Origin of the sequence: Paracoccus aurantiacus, from assembly GCF_007993065.1 — a bacterium.
Taxonomy (GTDB): Bacteria; Pseudomonadota; Alphaproteobacteria; order Rhodobacterales; family Rhodobacteraceae; genus Paracoccus; species Paracoccus aurantiacus.
The window spans coordinates 1-833 of sequence record NZ_VOPL01000029.1; the positions used below are offsets into that span (position 1 = coordinate 1).

1 protein-coding gene is annotated in these 833 nt (G+C 65.9%); it reads left to right on the forward strand.

What is annotated here, in order from left to right; translation table 11 throughout:
- A partial coding sequence (locus FQV27_RS18705) for a 3-hydroxyacyl-CoA dehydrogenase (protein WP_222611737.1) occupies positions 1-833 on the forward strand: 833 nt, incomplete at both ends.

An 833-nucleotide genomic window follows, 5' to 3' on the forward strand; every position in this document is an offset into this window, starting at 1 on the left:
ACCTCCTATCTGGATGTGAACGAAATCGCCGCGGCCACCGCGCGCCCGCAGGATGTGATCGGGCTGCATTTCTTCTCGCCCGCCCATATCATGCGGCTGCTGGAAGTGGTGGTGGCCGACAAGACTGCGCCCGATGTGGTGGCCACGGCCTTCGCGCTGGCGGCGAAGATGAAGAAGGTCGCGGTGCGCTCGGGCGTGTGCGACGGCTTCATCGGCAACCGCATCCTCGCCCATTACCGCAAGGTGGCCGATTACATGCTGCTCGACGGCGCGTCCTTCGAACAGATCGACAATGCGCTGGAGGATTTCGGCTTCGCCATGGGCCCCTTCGCGGTGGGCGATCTGGCCGGGCTGGACATCGGCTGGGCCACGCGCAAGCGCAAGGCGCCGACGCGCCCGCCCGGGGAACGCTATGTCGCCATCGCCGACCGCATCTGCGAGGCGGGCTGGTTCGGCCGCAAGACCGGGCAGGGCTTCTATCTGTATGACAATCCGAAGCAGCGGGTGCCGAACCCAGGGGCAGCGGCATTCGTGGCATCGGAACGCGCGGCGACGAAGGTGGCTTCCCGTGCCTTCGCCGATGACGAGATCGTGGCCCGTTACATGACGGCCATGATCTCCGAGGCCGCCCGCGTGGTCGAAGAGGGGATCGCACGACGGCCGGTCGATGTCGATGCAGTCTTCCTCTTCGGCTACGGTTTCCCCCGCCATCTCGGCGGCCCGCTGAACTATGCCGACCGCATCGGCGCAGAAGCCCTGATCACGCGCATCGAGGCCTATGCACAAGAAGACCCCCATTACTGGCAGGTCCCCAAACTGCTGCGAACCCTCGC